Annotated in this window: 5 protein-coding genes; 2 read left to right on the top strand and 3 right to left on the bottom strand. The window is 65.5% G+C overall.

From position 1 onward, the window contains the following. The 3 genes from EN969_RS11885 to EN969_RS11875 form a co-directional block, all read right to left on the bottom strand. A partial coding sequence (locus EN969_RS11885) for a 4'-phosphopantetheinyl transferase superfamily protein (protein ID WP_127419139.1) occupies positions 1–595 on the bottom strand: 595 nt, incomplete at its 3' end. 47 nt (positions 596–642) lie between these two features. Then, the gene (locus EN969_RS11880) at positions 643–1,092 is read right to left on the bottom strand and encodes a GNAT family N-acetyltransferase (RefSeq protein WP_244514318.1); all 450 of its coding nucleotides are present in this window, start codon (positions 1,090–1,092) and stop codon (positions 643–645) included. After that, positions 1,089–5,201 carry a Pls/PosA family non-ribosomal peptide synthetase gene (locus tag EN969_RS11875; RefSeq protein ID WP_063168612.1) on the bottom strand — a complete coding sequence of 1,371 codons (4,113 nt, stop codon included), beginning with the start codon at positions 5,199–5,201 and terminating at the stop codon, positions 1,089–1,091. Before EN969_RS11875 ends, EN969_RS11880 begins: the two co-directional genes overlap by 4 nt. Positions 5,202–5,450: 249 nt before the next feature. Here EN969_RS11875 and EN969_RS11870 point away from each other — a divergent pair, with 249 nt between their 5' ends. Together EN969_RS11870 and EN969_RS11865 are read left to right on the top strand one after the other, a co-directional pair. Beyond that, positions 5,451–6,059 carry a BA14K family protein gene (locus EN969_RS11870; RefSeq protein WP_063168611.1) on the top strand — a complete coding sequence of 203 codons (609 nt, stop codon included), beginning with the start codon at positions 5,451–5,453 and terminating at the stop codon, positions 6,057–6,059. 97 nt (positions 6,060–6,156) lie between these two features. Further along, complete coding sequence (locus tag EN969_RS11865) at positions 6,157–6,504, top strand: DUF2934 domain-containing protein (RefSeq protein ID WP_027160800.1); 348 nt, start codon at positions 6,157–6,159, stop codon at positions 6,502–6,504. The last annotated feature ends 46 nt before the right edge of the window (positions 6,505–6,550 follow it).

Raw genomic sequence — 6,550 nt, 5'->3', positions numbered from 1 at the left:
CTTTCTCGACAAACGCCAGCACCACCACGCGCGGGGCAACGCAGTAGGCGAGCCTGGCCTTGCGGCCTGTCTTCGTCGTCGCGTGGCCTGCGTTCAGGTCGACGGTGATGTCCTCATAGCCCAGCACCTCGCGATCGAGCGGATAGACGGCCTTGTAGACGGCTTCCTTGGCGGCAAAAAGGATGCGGCCGGCAAGATGCCGGTCGGCTGCGTCGGTGCGGTCCGCGGGTGTTGTCACGAGCGCCAAAATATCATCCGGGAGAGGCTGCGCGGGCTCGACGTCGATGCCGAGCGAGGCGATATCGCCAACCGGTGCAACCGCCGCTACCGCCATGTCGTCGTCGTGCGCGAGCGAACCCATTATTCCCTCGGGCCAGACCGGCGCGCCGGTTGGCGCGCGCAGGATGGCGACGTCGCCGACGCCAAGCTCCGCCAGCAGTCCGTGCGCGATCCAGCGCGCAGCGCCGCTGGCGCGCCGCATGGCAAGCTGGCGCGCCGCGATAGAGCGGGCTTCCATGGGCAGCAGATGGGCTTCATCGCCTTCGCGGATCAGGCGGCATCCGATCCGGACACCGCTCGGCGCGATCGCGGCCATAGCCTCCAGCAGGGTCGTTTCCGCCGATGAATTCGCAACGGGCGGCGTCAACGATCGACCATCGGCAGGACGGCGATCATTTCTCCGTCCTCGTCGATGCCTTGTTCCACGAAGCCGGCTGCGCGATAGAGGTGGCGTGCGGCCTCGTTCTCGGGCTCGTAGCAGATCGAAACCTCCCTGATATGGCCGAGATTTCCGATCTCGTCGAGCAAGGCGCGCAATGCGGCTTTGCCATAGCCTTTGCCCTGGTGGGCGCGGTCGATCATGAAGCGGTAGACCAGCGCCTCGTTGTCCGACGCATCGTACATCAGGAAACCGACGACACGGGTCCCAGCCATGATGGCGCGCGGCCGCGCGTCTTCGTCGGTTTCGGCTTCTTCGAGGGACTCCGAATTGCCGGCGACGAAATCCCTCTGCTCCGGAGCCAGTTCCAGGGCCGCCACCAGAGCGCGGTTGGCCCTGGTCACGGCAACGAGACGGATGTCCTCGGTGTTCAAGCCGATGCCTTGGCCGAGGACTCGGTGATCGGTTCGACGAAGCGATGCAGCTTGGCCGGGTTGCCGCGCCATATGGAGTTGGGCTCCAGCTCTTCGCCCTTCATGACGAAGGAGTCGACATCGACCACCGAACCTTCGCCCATGACAACGCCGTAGTGGACAAAGGCGGAGGGTCCGAGCGTGCAGCCCTTGCCGATGCGGATGAAGTCGGACTTGAAGGCGCCTTCTTCCAGCGAATGGGCCTGGATGACGCAGCCCTCGTTGAGGGTGGCGTCGTCGCCGATCTCCACCAGCGAGCGTTCTGTCAGATTGCTGCCGCCGTCATAGACACGGCTGCCGATCTTGACGCCCAGCATGCGCAGGATCATCGGCCGGAACGGCGTGCCGGCGAACAGCCGCACGATCGGCGAATCCGCCAGCTTCCAGTGGCGTTCATGACGCCAGAACGCGACGTCATAGATCGTCGTCATCTGCGGCTTCAGCCTGCCGAAACCAAGACTTGCCCGTTCCACGAAGATGTAGAACGGAATGGTGATCGCCGAGGTCAGCAGCACGGCGACGAACAGTGCGACTTCAGCCCATTCGGTGTAGTAGTTCAGCGCCCGGTCCCAGATCGCCAGCGTGGCGAACAGCATGACCCATTGCGTTGCCACGAACAGCAGGATCGTCACCAGATTGTGGCGGTTCTTCAATGGGATGCGCCGGCGCCGGTCGTCCTCGTCGATGCCGGCGATGAGTTCCTTGTCGCGGTTCACCATGCGCGGGATTTCAAAGGCAGGCGAACCCAAGAGCCCGACATTCTCGCGCAGCGGCCCGTCGATGGGGATCATCACCTTGGTGCCGAGCAGGACGTTGTCGCCGGTGCGGCCGTCCGGCGGATAGTAGATGTTGTTGCCGAGATAATTGCGCTCGCCGATCCTCGTCGGCTCGAGCCTGAAGGCGGCGGCGGATTTGTGCATGTTGATCATGAACAGCCCGTCCGACACCATGGTCTCGGTGCCGATCTCGCACAGAAGCGGGTTTTCGTGCTGCTGGTTGGAGCCGAAATTGGAGCCGGTCTGCACCACCTTGTTGAGATTCCAGCCGATCGCTCGCATGTAGTGCACGATGGCCGAGCTGTCGCCGGCCAGCAGGCCGAGCACGCGGGAATTGCTGGAGAATTCAGCGACGGTCTGCAGCCAGTAGCGGAAGCCGTACAGCGTGTAGGTGCGGCCTGGCTTCAACAGCAGGCTGACCAGGCGCGGCACCAGCGTCGCCGCCAGGAAGGATGCGGCCATGTAGCCGAACAGCGTCACCGTGGTGCCGATCGCGACGACGCCGATGGTTTCCTGGTAGTCGTCGCCGACATTTTCCCAATAGCTGTGGAACAGGAGCGGCAAGGGAGTGACGATGGCAAACAGGCCGATCAGCTGAACCGCTTCGAACAGGAAGCGCCGGATGTTGGACGGATCGACATTGCGCACCTTGCAATAGTCGGCCGTGGTCGGCACGGCCGGCGAGCCATGCCAGCGTTCGCCGTCGGGGATGCTTTGGCCGCGGTGCAGCGAGGACGAATGGCCGAGCTGGGCGCCGTCGCCGATCCTGGTGTCGATGTCGAGCGTCGAACCGACGCCGACAAAGGCATCGCGGCCGATGGTCAGCGGCCCGGTGTGGATATAGCCGGCCTGCGCCCGGAAGCCGAGGATCATCGATTCCTTGCGCAGGATGGTGTTGGCGCCGATCGAGATGAGATCCGTGCAGACGGGCACGGATTTCGATTCGATGACGGCGTTCTTGCCGAGCCTGGTGCCGAGAAGCTGCAGGTAGATGCTGTAGAGCGGGCTGCCGCGGAACAGCACGACGGGCGCGGTGCGGATCAACGTCTTGACCACCCAGAAGCGGAAGTAACGCACGCCCCAGATGGGAAACGCTTCCGCCTTCCAGCGGCCGACCAGCACCCATTTGGCGAGGACGGCAAAACCCGACATGCCGAAGAACACGGCGGCCGAAAGCGCCACGCACCTGATGTAGAGCTGCAGCGGATCGTCGAGCGCGTCGTACATCCAGTTGAGACCACCATTGATCGCCCACAGGGCGCCATAGCTGTAGAGCCCGTAGAACATCAGCTGTGCGGCGCCGCAGGTCCAATAGGCAAGATTGGAGGCCCGCCGCGTGAGGACGGGCTCGTTGGTGGCCGTCGTCATCTCGTCCGCTACGCCCAGATGCAGCGCCAGCCGCGCCACGGTCGGGTGGAGGTAGATGTCGCGCATGGACGCCGTCGCCCATTCCTTCCTGGTGCGCACACGGGCGCAGAAATGCGCCATCAGCAGCGAGTTGGCGCCGAGATCGTCGAAGAAATTGTCCTCGACGGACACTTCGTCGAACTTCAGCACCGCGGCCAGCGCGTCGGCCAGGAAACGCTCGTCGTCATTGGCGGGCGCGACCATGGCGCGATCGCCCGAAAGCCGCACGCTTGTCGGCTTCGGCAGCTGGCGCAAATCCACCTTGTTGGAAACCGTCATCGGGATCGCCGGCAGCTCCTCGAGATAGGAGGGCACCATGTAGTCCGGCAGCCGCCGCTTCATCGTCCTGGCGAGGTCCGCGCGCGAGATCGCCGTCTGGCCGGCCTTCGCTGCGAAATAGGCGACGAGTTCGACGCGGCCGGGCTCGATCTCCCAGGTGGTGACGGCGGCTTGAGCGATCTCGGGCTGGTCGAGCAGCACCGCCTCGATCTCGCCGAGCTCGATGCGGTAGCCGCGGATCTTCACCTGGGTGTCGATGCGGCCGTTATACTCGATCTCGCTTTGGTCGTTGATGCGGCCAAGGTCGCCGGTGCGGTAGATGCGCTTGGACGGGTTGTTCGGCAGGCCGACGAAATCGGCGATGAATTTCTGTTCGGTCAGGTCGGGCCGGTTGAGATAGCCGACCGCGAGCCCGATGCCGGCAATGCCGATCTCGCCCAGTTCGCCCGGCTCGGCAAGCTGCGGCAGCGAAGCGTCGAGGATGACGATCGAGTAGGTCGGCAGCGGCGCGCCGATGGTGACGGGACTGTCCGGCGTCAGCGCGCCCATGGTGGCGGTGACGGTCGCCTCGGTCGGGCCGTAGGTGTTCAGGATCTGCCGCCCCGGCTTCGACCAGCGCACCACCAGATTGTGCGGACAGGCCTCGCCGCCCACCAGCAGCGTGCGCAGGCTGGGCACATCCGATGTCATCGACGACAGCAGCGTCGGGCTGCAGGCGATGCAGGTGATGTCATGGAGCCGCAGGAAATCGGCGAGTTCCTCGCCCACCAGCGGCATCTGGCCAGGAGCGGGCACCACCGTCGCGCCGGCGACGAACGGCACCCAGATCTCTTCGGAGGAAAAGTCGAAGGCGATCGTCATGCCCTGGTAGACGCGGTCGCCCGGCCGGTAGCCGTAGGAGGCGGCGGCGACGCGGATGAAATTGACGAAACTCTGGTGCTTGATGACCACGCCCTTGGGCTTGCCGGTGGTGCCCGACGTGTAGAGGATGTAGCAGGTGTCGTCCGCTGAAGCGGCCTTCGCATGCGGCTGCAGCGGCGCGTTGGATTGTCTGGAGATTTCGGCAGCAGTGCTGTCGATCAGCAGATGCGGGACCGGCAGCTGGCCGGCGCGCGACGCATAGGCGGCGATGGTGACGATCAGGCTGACGCCGGCGTCTTCGATGATGAGCGCCATCCGCTCCTCGGGAAAGGCGGTCGCCAGCGGCACGAAGGCAGCGCCCGCCTTCATCACGGCGAGCAGCGCGACATAGGTCTCCGCCGAGCGGTCGAGGATGAGCCCGATGCGGTCGCCCGGCTTCACGCCGCGCTTGATCAGCAGGCGGGCGAACTGGTTGGCCCGCCTGTCCAGCTCCCGATAGGTCCAGACACGCCCGTCGGAGATCACCGCCGGCAGCGCTGCGAACATCTCGGCAAGCTGTTCGAAGACGGTGTCGAGCCGCTCGCCGGGCAAGCCTTGGCGGGCAAAGTCGGCGCCCGTCAGGATTTGCCCGCGCCTGGCTGTCGCGGGAGCCGTTCTTACCAGCGCATCGACACCTGCCGGGCCGCTTTCCAGCCCCGATCGTTCCGCGTCCAGTTCGGCGACATCGACACCGTGATCCATTTCCATACTTTCCCGTCCAGGCCGGGCATTGCCCGGCACGGCCATTTTTCCAGTTGTTGTGGGATGCTTATGCCATCCGATCTTTTCGGCAGTTTTTCCGAACTGTTGAATATTGTTTCTGAACTGTGTCTGGGCGGGGTTTTGAGCCTCCCTTGGCGGCTGCGCCCGGCGGCAACGCCGGCGCGCGCGCCAGCGTTTTTCTGGAACCAGCCTTGAGGCCCCGCATTCTATGAGCAGGGACTGAAGGAGCGTGTCGTGAAAGCGGTTTTGGGACTGGTCTGCGGCTTCGTGCTGACCCTTGCGGTCTTCGGCAGCGGACTGGGCTTCGCCGCCTGGCTGCTTGCCGCAAAGCCGCCGCGCCAGGCAACGGCCACCGTCAGCGTGGCGGAGCTGTGGACCAAGAAGGCGCGGCCGGTGAACAAAGCCGGGCAGGGCCTCGAACGCCTGCCGGCCGCCCAGCCGGCGCCGCCCGACATCCCCGCCAAACCGCCGGAAACGCCGCCCGACCCGACGGTCACCGGCGCCATCGCGCCCAAGGCAACCGACCTGCCGCGTCCGCATCTCGCCTGGTGCGCCAGCCGCTATCGCTCCTACCATCCGGACGACAACAGTTATCTCTCCTACAGCGGGCAGCTGCGCCCCTGCATCTCGCCCTATCTCGAAGCCGCCGGTCAGGCCGGCCAGCCGGCTGCCGGCGACGGCGGGGAAAACGGCGCTGGCCTTGGCGTCTACCTTGCCGATGATGACGGCGAAGCGCTTTCGGCCGACCATGTCGATTCCTGCTTCAGCCGCTACCGCTCCTATCGCCCGGAAGACAACAGCTACCAGCCATACTCCGGTGGCCCGAGACGGCAATGCCAGTAGCCCCCGCGCACCGCCGGCATGGCGATCCGATCGCGCGGATTTTCCGGAGCGTCCGCATTGGCGCGACGTTCAACCCTGACCCGAAGGAGGACTGACCATGAGCGACGACCGGGACGACAGAATTCGTGAGCGCGCCTACCAGATCTGGGAACGGGAAGGCCGCATGCAGGGCGACCCCGAGCGGCACTGGCACCAGGCCGAGGCCGAGATCGACCGCGAGGGAGCCCTGCCGCTGACGGCGGGCGACGCGCTGCCTGAAACCGGCGAGATCGCCAGCTCCGACGTGCTGGAGGTCGAGGCGCTGGCGGTGCGCACCGGCATCTCCGGCGACGAGGCACAGGAACTGCTCGACCGCTTGGGCAACGACCGCGCCGCGGTCGAGCAAGCCGCGCGCAGCCTCAAGGCCAAAGGGCGGCGAAACCCCGATGAGGGACTGGCGAAATAGTCGGAGGACGAAAAATGCCGGCTAGGCTGCGACGGCTGATCGGCAC

Origin of the sequence: Mesorhizobium sp. M7A.F.Ca.CA.003.01.2.1 (assembly GCF_003998945.1) — a bacterium.
Taxonomy (GTDB): Bacteria; Pseudomonadota; Alphaproteobacteria; order Rhizobiales; family Rhizobiaceae; genus Mesorhizobium; species Mesorhizobium ciceri.
Note: the sequence above shows the minus strand (reverse complement) of the source record. Positions and strands in the feature narration are given on the sequence as shown.